This window comes from Shewanella sp. BJSY2023SW007, from assembly GCF_047314525.1.
Taxonomy (GTDB): domain Bacteria; phylum Pseudomonadota; class Gammaproteobacteria; order Enterobacterales; family Shewanellaceae; genus Shewanella; species Shewanella chilikensis.
Genome location: NZ_JBKORL010000096.1, coordinates 24,926 through 37,542 on the forward strand (window position 1 = coordinate 24,926; position 12,617 = coordinate 37,542).

11 protein-coding genes are annotated in these 12,617 nt (G+C 52.7%); 6 read left to right on the top strand and 5 right to left on the bottom strand.

Annotated elements, in window-relative coordinates; all coding sequences use genetic code 11:
* Positions 1–245 precede the first annotated feature (245 nt).
* Positions 246–1,148, bottom strand: a complete 903-nt coding sequence (locus ACMHXE_RS16770) for a DMT family transporter (protein ID WP_101053911.1) — start codon at positions 1,146–1,148, stop codon at positions 246–248.
* A 302-nt stretch (positions 1,149–1,450) separates the two neighbouring features.
* Here ACMHXE_RS16770 and dnaK point away from each other — a divergent pair, with 302 nt between their 5' ends.
* Both dnaK and dnaJ read left to right on the top strand, forming a co-directional pair.
* Entirely contained in the window at positions 1,451–3,364 is a 1,914-nt protein-coding gene (gene dnaK / locus ACMHXE_RS16775) for a molecular chaperone DnaK (RefSeq protein ID WP_039033622.1), read from the top strand.
* A 90-nt stretch (positions 3,365–3,454) separates the two neighbouring features.
* The gene (gene dnaJ / locus ACMHXE_RS16780) at positions 3,455–4,585 is read left to right on the top strand and encodes a molecular chaperone DnaJ (RefSeq protein ID WP_039033623.1); all 1,131 of its coding nucleotides are present in this window, start codon (positions 3,455–3,457) and stop codon (positions 4,583–4,585) included.
* A 183-nt stretch (positions 4,586–4,768) separates the two neighbouring features.
* On the opposite strand, the gene ACMHXE_RS16785 is transcribed toward dnaJ, so the two are convergent.
* The 4 genes from ACMHXE_RS16785 to ACMHXE_RS16800 all read right to left on the bottom strand — a co-directional run bounded on the left by ACMHXE_RS16785 (position 4,769) and on the right by ACMHXE_RS16800 (position 8,562).
* Positions 4,769–5,191, bottom strand: coding sequence for a MarR family winged helix-turn-helix transcriptional regulator (locus ACMHXE_RS16785; RefSeq protein ID WP_101053917.1), 423 nt, complete (start codon positions 5,189–5,191; stop codon positions 4,769–4,771).
* Positions 5,192–5,340: 149 nt separating this feature from the next.
* Positions 5,341–7,488, bottom strand: a complete 2,148-nt coding sequence (locus tag ACMHXE_RS16790) for an FUSC family protein (protein WP_101053920.1) — start codon at positions 7,486–7,488, stop codon at positions 5,341–5,343.
* 1 nt (position 7,489) lies between these two features.
* Positions 7,490–8,353, bottom strand: coding sequence for an HlyD family secretion protein (locus ACMHXE_RS16795; protein ID WP_101054045.1), 864 nt, complete (start codon positions 8,351–8,353; stop codon positions 7,490–7,492).
* 8 nt (positions 8,354–8,361) lie between these two features.
* Entirely contained in the window at positions 8,362–8,562 is a 201-nt protein-coding gene (locus ACMHXE_RS16800) for a DUF1656 domain-containing protein (RefSeq protein ID WP_039033625.1), read from the bottom strand.
* 262 nt (positions 8,563–8,824) lie between these two features.
* Here ACMHXE_RS16800 and ACMHXE_RS16805 point away from each other — a divergent pair, with 262 nt between their 5' ends.
* The 4 genes from ACMHXE_RS16805 (at position 8,825) to carA (ending at position 12,613) form a co-directional block, all read left to right on the top strand.
* Positions 8,825–9,619, top strand: coding sequence for a M48 family metallopeptidase (locus tag ACMHXE_RS16805; protein WP_039033626.1), 795 nt, complete (start codon positions 8,825–8,827; stop codon positions 9,617–9,619).
* A 161-nt stretch (positions 9,620–9,780) separates the two neighbouring features.
* Entirely contained in the window at positions 9,781–10,398 is a 618-nt protein-coding gene (locus tag ACMHXE_RS16810; RefSeq protein ID WP_039033627.1) for an FKBP-type peptidyl-prolyl cis-trans isomerase, read from the top strand.
* Between the two features lie 59 nt (positions 10,399–10,457).
* Entirely contained in the window at positions 10,458–11,276 is an 819-nt protein-coding gene (gene dapB / locus ACMHXE_RS16815; protein WP_101053923.1) for a 4-hydroxy-tetrahydrodipicolinate reductase, read from the top strand.
* Between the two features lie 188 nt (positions 11,277–11,464).
* Positions 11,465–12,613, top strand: a complete 1,149-nt coding sequence (gene carA, locus ACMHXE_RS16820) for a glutamine-hydrolyzing carbamoyl-phosphate synthase small subunit (protein ID WP_101053927.1) — start codon at positions 11,465–11,467, stop codon at positions 12,611–12,613.
* The last annotated feature ends 4 nt before the right edge of the window (positions 12,614–12,617 follow it).

Sequence of the window (12,617 nt, forward strand, 5' to 3'; positions counted from 1 at the left end):
ACAGTTTGGATTAGTTTACAGAAATGCATTCGGCTATCGGTTCTTGGGGTAACGGAACTGTTGGGCTAAAAAGCTCCTTCTACGGCATTACCTAGGCGCCAGTTCACCCAGCGCTTACTGTACGAGGCGATTCCTGGGTATTGGGCCATCATCATAGGGCCATCACCAATTTCCAACATTAGGCGAGCTGCACAGATGAGGCCGAGAATCTTCATTGCCCTTCAACAATGGCTGAATATGGCGTATCACACTAGCTTCACTTTCGGCGCCTTGGGTTTCAGTACTTTCTGTATCAAGAGTGCTGACAGGATAAGTCCCATGCCGACCAGAGTCGCCAGTGTGATGGCTTCTTTCAATATCAGCGCAATAAACACCATGGACAGGAGTGGCGTCAGAAACACCAGGTTGGTGATGCTGGCTGCTCGCTCTGTGGTTCTCAGTGCCATTAGCCAGAGCACAAAGGTAACGCCCATTTCAAACAGCCCCACATAGATACCGGCCCCTAGCGCTTGCCAATGCAAAGAGGGCAGACTTTCTGTTGCCAGCAGGGTGATGGTTATTAGCGGTAGACTCACCAAAAAACTCAGCAATAGGCTGACAATGGCATCGCCCTTGTCTTTGGTATTAATGATCCAATATAAGCACCAGAGCAGGGTACTGGAGAGTGCCAGCAGGATACCGAAGGGGTTTTCAAAGTCCATCGATAACAGGTTACCGCCGGTGGCGATTACCAATACTCCAAAGTAGCCGGTGATGGCCGCCAGCATGTCGCTGAGTTGCAGCTTTTGCTGCAACATGGGGGCGGCAAGCAGTGGCAGCAGTACCGCCCAGGTGTAGTTCAGCGACAGCGCCTGCTGCGCCGGCAAGAGATCATAGGCTTTGAACAGTACCAGATAATATAGAAAGGGATTCAGTATTCCGGTTTGCAGATAAAACCAGGGCCGGGCGCGAAACTGCTGCTTTAATAATGTGAGTTTTTTCTGCCAGGCAAGAATAAGCCCCAGACAGATGGATGAAGTGATAACGGCAACAAACACCAGTTGCAACGGCGAGAAGAAGCCAAGGGCGATTTTAAAGGCGGTCGCAACAGTGGACCAGAGGAATACGGCGGCCATTCCGTAGATCAGGGCCAGCTGGGATTTTTTCACTTTAGAGGTCTCTGTTTCTACTCTTGTTTTATGGCTGGTTCGGCCACGGTCGCAATCGACACTATTTTATTCAGCACTGCTAAACAAAAAAAGATCTTCGGCACCGACGATGCGAAAAAAGATTGTACAAAAGATCCATTTTTTTCTTCCTGGCCCTTGTAAAGCAGTTTTACGCCCTTATATAGGGGGTAAGGCAAGATTGGGGGCCATCTACAACGGGCTTGAAAACAGCGAGTTTACCCCCATATCTGAAATCAGATAAACATATTCAGTTCGAAAGAAAAGATTTTTCGGAGGACCTCATGGGTAAAATTATTGGTATCGACTTAGGCACAACAAACTCTTGTGTAGCTGTCCTCGATGGTGACAAGGCTCGCGTATTGGAGAATGCCGAAGGCGATCGTACTACACCTTCTATCATCGCCTTCACTGAAGACGAGACGCTGGTTGGCTCACCTGCAAAGCGTCAGGCTGTTACCAACCCTGCCAACACTTTCTTTGCCATCAAGCGTTTGATTGGCCGTCGCTTTACTGACGATGAAGTTCAGCGCGATGTCAGCATCATGCCTTTCAAGATCATCAAGGCCGACAACGGCGATGCTTGGATTGAAAGCCATGGCAAGAAAATGGCACCTCCTCAGGTGTCTGCTGAAGTACTGAAAAAGATGAAGAAAACTGCTGAAGATTTCCTGGGTGAGCCAGTGACTGAAGCGGTAATCACAGTACCTGCTTACTTCAACGACTCTCAGCGTCAGGCCACCAAAGATGCCGGCCGTATTGCGGGTCTGGAAGTAAAACGTATCATCAACGAGCCAACTGCAGCGGCACTGGCCTATGGTATCGACAAGAAGCAGGGCGACAACATTGTTGCTGTATATGACCTGGGTGGTGGTACTTTTGATATCTCCATCATCGAAATCGACAGCAACGACGGCGACCAGACTTTCGAAGTACTGGCAACCAACGGTGATACTCACCTGGGTGGTGAAGACTTCGACAACCGTCTGATCAACTACCTGGCTGACGAATTCAAGAAAGAGCAAGGTCTGGATCTGCGTAACGACCCTCTGGCTATGCAGCGTCTGAAAGAAGCTGCCGAGAAGGCCAAGATTGAGCTGTCCAGCACCACTCAGACCGAGGTGAACCTGCCTTACATCACTGCCGATGCGACAGGTCCCAAGCACTTGGTGGTTAAGATCACCCGTGCCAAACTGGAATCTCTGGTTGAAGACCTGATCCAGCGCTCTCTGGAGCCTCTGAAAGTGGCTCTGGCTGATGCCGACCTGTCAGTGTCTGACATCAACGAAGTGATCTTGGTGGGCGGTCAAACCCGTATGCCTAAGGTTCAGGAAGCGGTAACCAACTTCTTCGGTAAGGAACCACGTAAAGACGTGAACCCTGATGAAGCGGTAGCCGTAGGTGCTGCGATTCAAGGTGGTGTACTGGCCGGTGACGTGAAAGACGTACTGCTGCTGGACGTAACGCCTCTGTCTCTGGGTATCGAAACCATGGGCAGCGTAATGACTAAGCTGATTGAGAAGAATACGACTATTCCTACCAAGGCACAGCAGACCTTCTCTACAGCAGACGACAACCAGAGCGCAGTGACCATTCATGTGCTGCAGGGTGAGCGTAAGCAAGCCAGCGCCAACAAGTCACTGGGTCAGTTCAACCTGGAAGGTATTGAGCCTGCTCCACGCGGCATGCCACAGATTGAAGTGACTTTCGACATCGACGCCGACGGTATTCTGCACGTGTCTGCCAAAGACAAGAAGACAGGCAAAGAGCAGAACATCACCATCAAGGCCTCTTCCGGTCTGTCTGATGATGAAGTCGAGAAAATGGTTCGCGACGCCGAGGCTCATGCCGAGGAAGACAAGAAATTTGAAGAACTGGTCAGCGCCCGCAACCAGGCTGACGGTCTGGTACACGCCACCAAGAAACAGGTGGAAGAAGCCGGTGACGCTCTGGCAGCAGACGACAAGGCCAAGATCGAAACCGCTATGGCTGCTGTAGAAACTGCCACCAAGGGTAACGACAAAGAAGCTATCGAGAAGGCGACTCAAGAGCTGATAGAAGCTTCTGCCAAGCTGATGGAAATCGCTCAGGCCAAGGCACAACAAGGCCAAGGTCAAGGCGAAGCCCAGAGCAGCAATGCCCAGGCCGATGACGTTGTCGATGCCGAGTTCGAAGAGGTTAAAGACGACAAGAAGTAATTGGGTGGTAACACTCGATTAATTCCGGCGGGCGTTACGGGGCAACCCTAACGCCCGCTTGTGTGAATCCAGCTTGGAAAGCGTGAGATTATGTCAAAGCGAGATTATTACGAAGTATTGGGCGTCGGTCGCGACGCCAGCGAGCGGGAGATCAAGAAGGCCTATAAGCGCCTGGCGATGAAGTATCACCCTGACCGCAATCCGGGCGATAAGGCGGCCGAGGCCAGCTTTAAAGAAGTCAAAGAAGCCTACGAGATCCTGACCGACGAAGACAAAAAAGCTGCCTATGATCAGTTTGGTCATGCCGGGGTTGACCCTAACCGTGGCGGTGGTGGTTTTGGTGGCGGCGCTGATTTCGGTGATATCTTTGGTGACGTGTTCGGGGATATCTTCGGTGGTGGTCGTCGCGGCGGGCATCGTCAAGCTGCCCGTGGTTCAGATCTGCGTTACAACCTGGAACTGTCGCTGGAAGAAGCGGTGCGTGGTATTACCCGTGAGCTTAGGATCCCAACCTTGGTTAGCTGTGATCTCTGTGATGGCAGCGGCGCGAAGAAGGGTACCTCGGCGACCACTTGTGGTACCTGTCATGGTGCCGGTCAGGTACAGATGCGTCAGGGTTTTTTTGCTGTGCAGCAACCTTGTCCTACCTGTCATGGTCGCGGCAAGATCATCAAAGAACCTTGCAGCAAGTGTCACGGTGATGGCCGCATAGAAAAGAGCAAGACACTGTCGGTGAAAATTCCGGCCGGTGTCGATACCGGCGACCGTATCCGCCTGGCCGGTGAAGGTGAAGCCGGTGAATTCGGAGCCCCGGCGGGGGATCTCTATGTACAGGTTACTGTGCGCGAGCACCCGATCTTTGTCCGTGACGGCAATAACCTTTATTGTGAAGTGCCGATATCCTTCGCCAAGGCCGCCCTCGGCGGTGAAGTGGAAGTGCCGACACTGGATGGTAAGGTCAACCTGAAGATCCCGGCGGAAACCCAGACCGGCCGCATGTTCCGCATGCGCGGCAAAGGGGTTAAGTCGGTGCGCAGTCACGCGGTTGGCGATCTGCTTTGCAAAGTGGTGATGGAAACGCCGGTGAACTTGTCAGAGCGTCAGAAAGAGCTGCTGCGTGAATTTGAAACTTCAGTCACCGGCGCATCCAAGAAACATAGCCCCAAGGCTGAAGGCTTCTTCGATGGAGTGAAAAAGTTCTTTCAGGATTTGAATAGCTAACCGGCGCTCTACCGAAACAAAAAACCGATGCTCAAGGCATCGGTTTTTTTTGGGGTCATACTTGAGCTGGCGTTAATGTCGCACTCGATACTTATGCTGTTGCTGCTGTTTCCGGCCGCGGATTTAAGCACTTTTAGAATAGCAATGTTCAGAGTTACTGTCTGGTATTCAGAGCCCTGATATTCAGGCACCCAGCTTATGGAGCAGGCTTAGCCACAGTTGTTGCTCTTGCTCACTCAAGCGTGACATAAACTCATCGGCGACTTGCTGAAATGATACCTCGGCCTCAGTAAAAATCTTAGTGCCCGCCGGTGTCAGGGCTACCAGGCTGACTCTGGCATCACGGCTGGCGGTTTCCTTTTCTACCAGACCCATTTTTTCCATTGGGTTAAGCAGGCGGGTGATCCCCGAAGCGCTGAGTCCGGCACCCTGGGCCAGGTCGATCCTTCTGAGTTTATTGCCCTCGGCCTTTGCCAATTGTCTCAGTACCAAAAACTCGCTGAAGCTGATACCGTGCAGCGACAACCTGCCTGCCAGACTGCGTTGCAGTTGACTGTGCATCTCGGTTATAGCAAGCACAATGCTTGTCGTTATGGGTTGTGTCATCTGTGAAACCTCTGGAAACGAAATTAACTTGACCAATGCTTTATTAATACTTGATTGTGCAAGTATTAGTCTATTTGCTTGAGCAGTCAAGTAGTTTGCAAGTTTCTATCGGGTTGGATGACTTATGGCGCTGAGCTTCAGGTCTTTGCCTAAGGCTTTTGTTCGGAAGAAGACTCTTGCTCTTGCGGTGGCGCAGACTCTTGCCCTTGCTTTGGCGCAGACTCAGCTTGGGTTACGGGTGCATTGGCATTGCTTATCATGGCGGAGCTGCGCTCAAAGGTCATTATCAGGCGCTCAAACATCCCCTGAACCATTTCCAGTTGCTCCTGTGTCAAACCATCGGTTTGCAGCCGGGCTAAAAGGCGTTCGCAACTGCTACGGAAATCAGGTGGATTTTCGCCGCGGGAACAGAAGATAAAGGCGTTGGCGAGCGCCAGTTGCCAGTCTTGCAGTAGTTCGTCGAGTTGGCTGTCGCTGATGCTGGCCAGCAGGCGGCGCAGACGCATTGATACATGGCCCAGGTTAAGGCCGGTGAGGCCTAAGTCGGTCAGGGTTCGGTTGCTGCTCTGGCTGCTGCGTTCATAATTGGCCAAGCGCAGCAAGCGATCAGCCATACGGGCATTAAACCAGTCTTCAGGCTTGTCCTGTTTGACCATCTCAATCAGATCTTTGCGGGTGGCGTTGAGTAGGCGTTGCTGCATCATTTTGACCCCGGGCTCAGTCACCAGCTTAAACAGCCAATAGAGGATGCTGACGCCGACAAAGATGGCCATCGCCTTGCTCAGGGTGTTGTCTACGGCAAAAGCCTGGCTCATGTCTTTGCCGGGGCTGACCAAAATAGCAAATGGGATGCAAAATCCAAGGCCGTAGGGCAGGGTGGCCTGATTGGCCAGCGCCATCAGGCCAATAAAGAAGGGGCCTGCCAATACCAACAACATGATCTCAATATCGCCGCTGCTTTGGGCCAGTAGTCCGAGGGCGTAAAATATTGCGACAGGAATGGCGATCATTACTCCTATCAGCAGTCGCCGCAGGATCATGCTCAAAAGGGGTAAGGGCAGTCTGGCCATCATGATGGAGAAGATCACCGGCATGGTCATTATCATCAGGGCCGCACTGGAAGCGGTGCCAATCCACATCCCGGCACCTATCAGGAAAATCAGCATGGTTCTGACACCCGTGATAAGCCCCAGCAGGGGATCTCTGTGGGTCTGCATCGCGGGAGCATTGAGCAGCGTTTTATCCGGTGACTCCAACGCCTTGAATGCCCGCAGCACCAGCACCAAATCGCTGGCCAGCTCCGAGGCGGTTTTCAGCAGCCGCGATTCCAGTGGGCTGATACAGGTATGAGTGTTGCGAAAGTGGATGATTTCGCGCCTTTGCCTGTGTGCCAATTCATAACAGAATTGGAAATCGTCCGACTCGGACATCGCCTTGAAGTTGCTTTTTAGGGTACGGATTAGCCCTGAGAGAGTGCTTGTCATCAACTCTTCGTGGTTACGCTGCAAACGGCCGAATATCTGGATCACGGCGAGCAATGATAACACCTTGTTGAATAACAAATTGGCCGCACGACTGCGTCCCGGGCCTTCCGGACCCTCGTAGCTGAGAGCGTTGGCATCGTCGCTGGCTGCTGCCAGTGATTCAAGAATTGCGTCTATCTGATTATGGCGATTTTCATGGGAGCCGTTGAGATCCAGCTCCAGTGTGAGGTATTCCAGGGTTTGGTTGACTATTTTACGGGTTTGTTTTTGTAGCCCTTCGGTGACTCTGACTGGCCACAGCAACTGGCTCATCAGAGTGGCACAGATGGCACCGACTATAATTTCGCTGACCCTGGAGTGGGCGACGGCGAAGATGGTTTCACTGTTTGCTGTAGCTGGGCTTACCATCACCAAGAGCACAATAAGACAGGGGGTGATCCCCGCCATGGCAAAGGCGTAGACAAAGTTGATATGGCGTACCATGGCCGACAATGCAGAGTTGAGCCCCAACCACAGCGCCAGGGTGAGCATGGCCAGTTCGGGGGCACCGTAAAAAATGCTGAGAATAGCTATGCCGGCAACCCCGCCTACCAGGGTGCCTATTATCTGGCAAAGACCTTTTTCCAGCACCAGGCCACTTTCGGGGCGCATCTGCAGGAATATTGCCGATACCAGCGCCCAGTAGGGGCGCTCCAAGTCCAGATAGAGCGCCGCCGTCAATGCCAGTGCCATGGCAATCACCCCTTTGGTGGCGAAGATTAGCGTGCGCTTGTCCGGGGTCAGAAATACCGCCAGCGTGGGAGATAGGGGCATATTATTTTTCGGCTTGCAGTTGGATGGAAACCGTCAATCCGGCGCTGAGTTCATGTTGTTCCGAAGCCGGGTCCAGCTTGATATCAACAGGGATCCTCTGTGCCAGCCTGACCCAGTTGAAGCTCTGTTGAATTTGCGGCAACAGTTGACCATTGGCATTGGTATTGGTATCGGCAATTGCTTTGCCTATGCTGATCACTTCGCCCCTGAGCGGCTCGCCACCGCTCATTAGGCTGATTTTGGCCTTTTGGCCTACCTTTATTAATGGCAGTTTGGTTTCTTCAAAGTACCCTGTGACATAGAAAGAGCCTTGTTTAACCAGAGATAATACCGCCTTGCCCTGGTTAACATAGTTGCCCCGACGCAGGCTGAGGTTGATTATGGTGCCATCGGCGGGGGAGTGAACCTGAGTGCGCTGCAGATCTATTTTGCTGCTGTCGAGTCTGGCCTTTGCCAAGTTGTAGCTGGCTTTGGCCAACTCTGTGTTGATCCGTGCAGTTTCCAAATCCTCTTCACTGATCACCTCGCGGCCGGTGAGATTCTTGCGCCGTTCATATTTGTGCTTGGCCAGTTCCCATGCATGTAGCTTGTTTTCCAGCTCGGCGGCCAATTCGGTACTGGCGGCTTGATAACGGGTATCGTCCACCTTAAACAGCAGATCGCCACGTTTGACTTGTTGGTTATCTTTAACATTCAGTTGAGTGACCCAGCCTGAGACATCGGCCGAGAGGGTAATGACTTCGGCCCGCACCCGGCCATCACGGGTCCAGGGGGAATAGAGGTAGTGATTCCAAATCCAATATCCGGCCACTAAGGCAGCCAGCACGAGAAGCAAGGTAATGGAGATGCGCAGTACTTTTGCCATGATAAGTGTCAACTCTCAAACAGGTAGATAATCAGTGCCAGATAGCACACGAACAGGGCGACTTCGAACCAGGCCACTCGCCAGATTTTTGTGTACAGTCCGGTCCAGTGAAGAACCAGTCTGGTCAGAAACCAGAGTGCGAGCGCAAGAGGTGCGAAGAGAACCAAAGGACTGAACAGCAATCCCCCCAAGGCTAATTCTTCAAGCATTGTATGAGTTGGAACCTATAAAAAGACGTTTGGTAAAGAGTAACTTATAAGTGGATAACGGCGTTTGCCGTATCCATGTATCTCAATCAGTGTCGTGCCTGACAAGCCAGAGGTCAACTTTTTTCAAGCCTTGGCTGTACGCGCAGCTGGCTGTACGCGCAGCTGGCTTTTGGCCGGCGGGATCATTGGCGATACGAGAAGCTGTGCTTGCGTGTGACACTCAGGTAAAATCCAGGGAAACTTTATCACCGGAAGATAAAAGATGAATAACCGAATTTTCGGCCTACTTGCCATACTCTTTGTGGGAGCTCTTTCAGGCTGCTCCACTACTCAGTCGCCCACCGGGCGCTCGCAGATGCTGTTGTTTTCGCCCGAGCAGATAAACCAGATGGGTACCGCCTCTTTCGAGCAGATAAAAGCAAAAGAGAAGCAGAGCCAGGACAAGGCCGCCAGTGCCTATGTTGCCTGTGTGGCGCAGCGTATTACCTCTTTATTGCCGCAACAACATTGGCAATGGGTACTGTTTGAGTCGGATCAGGTCAACGCCTTTGCCTTGCCCGGTGGTCATATCGGTGTCTATACCGGGCTTCTTAAGGTGGCCAACAATGAAGACCAACTGGCAACGGTAATCGGCCATGAGATAGCGCATGTGTTGGCGCAGCACGGTAATGAACAGGCCTCACGGGCCCAACTCAGCAATACCGGTATGCAGTTGGCCGGTACGGCGTTGGGGATGGGGCAAGTAGCCAATGCCGATCTTTACATGGCGGCCCTGGGGCTTGGGGTGCAGGTGGGCTATATCTTACCCTATGGCCGGGCGCAGGAATCCGAGGCCGATGTGATGGGGCTGGAGCTGATGGCCAGGGCCGGCTTCGATCCTGGAGCCGGGGTGACCTTATGGCAAAACATGGCCAAGGCGGGGGGCGGTCAGGGGCCGGAGCTGTTGTCGACTCATCCATCCAATGAGAACCGCATTGCCCAGTTGCGTGATTTACAAGCGCAGATGATGCCGCTCTATCAGGCGAGCAAGGGTAAATTTAGCTCTTGCCAAAAATGAGGTTAACAAAGTCGGCTTGAGGCTCGGCCTTCTGTCCATTTTGGCTTGAGACTCGGCGAATGAACAAAGCGTAAGGATACGAATAAGCGCAACACTTGAACCCGGATAAGTGTTACACTGTGCCGCGAAAAATTCACAGATAAACTGAGAGTAAACTGATTATGTCTGATAAGTTCACCAGTGTTGAACAACAAGCCAGCTACGGCGTAGGCCGCCAGTTGGGTGAGCAACTGGCCGCAAACTCTTTCGAAGGTCTGGATATTCCAGCCGTTCAAGCCGGTCTGGCCGATGCATTTGACGGCAAAGAGAGTGTTGTTTCCATGGAAGATATGCAGGTTGCTTTCTCTGAAATCAGCCGTCGCTTGCAAAAGGCGCAGGAAGAGGCTGCCGAAGCCGCTTCTGCCGAAGGTAATGCTTTCCTGGCCGAAAACGCCAAACGTGAAGGTGTGGTGACTACCGAATCAGGTCTGCAGTACGAAATCATCAACGAAGGCTCAGGCGAGAAGCCAAGCTATGATTCCAACGTTCGTACTCACTATCACGGTACCTTTATCGACGGTAAAGTATTCGACAGTTCAGTAACCCGTGGTCAGCCTGCCGAATTCCCGGTTTCCGGCGTGATTGCCGGTTGGACCGAAGCGCTGCAACTGATGCCGGTTGGCGCCAAGTACAAGCTGTATGTACCGCATCACCTGGCCTACGGCGAGCGCGGTGCCGGGGCGGCTATCCCGCCTTATTCCACTCTGGTCTTTGAAGTGGAACTGCTGGACATTCTGTAATACCAAAATCGCTTGAGTCTGACTCAGGCGATTTTTTTAGCCTGTATGTGGAGAAAGTTATGAGTGGACATGTCAGAGTTGCGGTTGCCGGAAGCAGCGGCCGTATGGGGCGTACCTTGATAGAAGCGGCCGCGCATTCCAGCCGGATCATTCTGGGCGCGGCCATCGAGCGCGCTGGCTCGACTCTGGTGGGAGTCGATGCCGGAGAGTTGGCCGGGGTCGGTTGTCTTCATGTCCGGGTCTGCGATAGCCTGGATCAGGTTGCTGATGACTTCGATGTGCTGGTGGATTTCACCAGCCCGGAAGGCACCCTCAGCAATCTGGATTGGTGCGCCCGCCATCATAAGGCGATAGTGATAGGCACTACAGGTTTCAATTCGGCGCAAAAGGCGCAGATTGAGGCCTTTGCCGAGCAGATCCCTGTGGTATTGGCACCCAATATGTCGGTTGGGGTTAACTTGATGTGGAAGCTGCTGGAATTGGCGGCGGAAGTCATGGGTGATTATACCGACATAGAGATCATCGAAGGCCATCACAGGCACAAGAAGGATGCACCTTCAGGTACCGCCTTGAAGATGGGGGAAGTGATTGCCAACACACTGGGGCGGGATCTGGAAAAAGTCGCCGTCTATGGCCGCGAAGGGATCACCGGCGAGCGTGAGCGCGACACCATAGGTTTTGCCACTATCAGGGCGGGCGACTTGGTGGGTGAGCATACCGCCATGTTTGCCGATATGGGCGAGCGTTTGGAGATCACTCACAAGGCTTCCAGCCGAATGACCTTTGCCAACGGCGCCATGCGTGCGGCACTTTGGTTGCAGGAACAGGATGCCGGGCTCTACGACATGCAACAGGTATTGGGGTTGAAACCCCTATGACATTATTTAAAAAACCGCCGATTGGCGGTTTTTTTTTGAATTCCTCCGTCTGGCTATAGACGGATTGATATTTATCGTGTAGGATGCGCGGAATTTGTCAAAATTTCGTATTTTAGCGGAAATTGGTACTTTAAACAAAGATAAAAACATTACATTTCAGTGGCTTGGCTCTTTTCTCGGAGGTCGCGTTGACAAAGTCTGCCTTACTCGTACTCGAAGATGGAAGCGTATTTTCCGGCACAGCAATCGGTGCCGATGGGATCGCAGTCGGAGAAGTCGTTTTTAACACTTCGATGACCGGATATCAAGAAATCCTCACCGATCCATCTTATTCTCGCCAGATAGTAACTCTAACCTACCCACATATCGGTAATACCGGTACTAACAATGAAGACACAGAATCCGATGCAGTTCATGCCTGTGGTCTTATTATTCGTGATCTTCCCCTCCTCGCCAGTAACTTCCGTAACCAACAATCCCTCAGTGATTACCTCAAAGCCAACAAGGTAGTCGGTATCGCCGATATCGACACCCGTAAGCTGACCCGTATTCTGCGGGAGAAGGGCGCTCAGGCCGGTTGCATTCTGGTGGGTGAGCAGGACGTAGACAAGGCGCTGGCCGCCGCCAAGGCATTCCCTGGGCTGAAAGGCATGGACTTGGCCAAGGAAGTGACGACCGACAAGTCTTACACCTGGCGCAAGGGAACCTGGCGTTTGGAGAGCGGCCTGCCGGTCGATACTCCCGAGTCAGAACTCAAGTACAAGGTAGTGGCTTATGACTACGGCGTGAAGCAGAACATACTGCGGATGCTGGTAGACAGAGGCTGTGATGTGACTGTGGTTCCTGCACAAACGCCTGTCAGTGAAGTACTGGCGATGGCACCGGATGGGGTATTCCTCTCCAACGGCCCCGGTGACCCGGAGCCATGTGACTATGCCATCAAGGCGATTCAGCAAATTCTCGAAACCGATATCCCGGTATTCGGCATCTGCCTTGGCCACCAACTGCTGGCGCTGGCCAACGGTGCCAAGACGCTGAAGATGAAGTTTGGTCACCACGGTGCCAACCACCCGGTAAGCGATATTGACAAAGGCACTGTGATGATCACCAGTCAGAACCATGGTTTTGCTGCCGACGAAGCCACACTGCCTGCCAACATCAAGGTGACTCACAAGTCGCTGTTTGATGGCTCACTGCAGGGGATCCACCTGACAGACAAGCCGGCCTTCAGCTTCCAGGGTCACCCTGAAGCGAGTCCGGGGCCGCACGATTGTGCACCACTGTTCGATCACTTTATCGAACTGATTGAGCAATACCGTCACCAAGTCAAGCTGTAATCGC

Coding starts and splice junctions, on each gene's coding strand:
- dnaK (WP_039033622.1), top strand. CDS start 1,451: ATGGGTAAAATTATTGGTATCGACTTAGGCACAACAAACTCTTGTGTA.
- dnaJ (WP_039033623.1), top strand. CDS start 3,455: ATGTCAAAGCGAGATTATTACGAAGTATTGGGCGTCGGTCGCGACGCC.
- ACMHXE_RS16785 (WP_101053917.1), bottom strand. CDS start 5,191: ATGACACAACCCATAACGACAAGCATTGTGCTTGCTATAACCGAGATG.
- ACMHXE_RS16790 (WP_101053920.1), bottom strand. CDS start 7,488: ATGCCCCTATCTCCCACGCTGGCGGTATTTCTGACCCCGGACAAGCGC.
- ACMHXE_RS16795 (WP_101054045.1), bottom strand. CDS start 8,353: ATGGCAAAAGTACTGCGCATCTCCATTACCTTGCTTCTCGTGCTGGCT.
- ACMHXE_RS16800 (WP_039033625.1), bottom strand. CDS start 8,562: ATGCTTGAAGAATTAGCCTTGGGGGGATTGCTGTTCAGTCCTTTGGTT.
- ACMHXE_RS16805 (WP_039033626.1), top strand. CDS start 8,825: ATGAATAACCGAATTTTCGGCCTACTTGCCATACTCTTTGTGGGAGCT.
- ACMHXE_RS16810 (WP_039033627.1), top strand. CDS start 9,781: ATGTCTGATAAGTTCACCAGTGTTGAACAACAAGCCAGCTACGGCGTA.
- dapB (WP_101053923.1), top strand. CDS start 10,458: ATGAGTGGACATGTCAGAGTTGCGGTTGCCGGAAGCAGCGGCCGTATG.